This is a genomic window from Bacillus sp. GbtcB10 (genome assembly GCF_019091365.1).
Lineage (GTDB): Bacteria > Bacillota > Bacilli > Bacillales > Bacillaceae > Bacillus > Bacillus altitudinis.
Window position 1 is genome coordinate 1 of sequence record NZ_JAGXJP010000190.1, and the last position, 265, is coordinate 265.

Consider the following 265-nt stretch of genomic DNA (forward strand, 5'->3'; position numbering starts at 1 on the left):
GCGGAATTGGCAGACGCGCTAGACTTAGGATCTAGTGTCTTTATGACGTGGGGGTTCAAGTCCCTTCACCCGCATTGCCAAACAACATAAAGAAATCCTGTAATGCGGAAGTAGTTCAGTGGTAGAACACCACCTTGCCAAGGTGGGGGTCGCGGGTTCGAATCCCGTCTTCCGCTTATACCATCCACGCCGGGGTGGTGGAATTGGCAGACACACAGGACTTAAAATCCTGCGGTAGGTGACTACCGTGCCGGTTCAAGTCCGG

The 265-nt window shown here is 53.6% G+C and carries 1 tRNA gene; it reads left to right on the forward strand.

Features of this window, described 5'->3' with window-relative positions:
* Positions 1-104: 104 nt before the first annotated feature.
* Positions 105-176 (forward strand) — tRNA-Gly (locus tag KVT11_RS20055).
* The last annotated feature ends 89 nt before the right edge of the window (positions 177-265 follow it).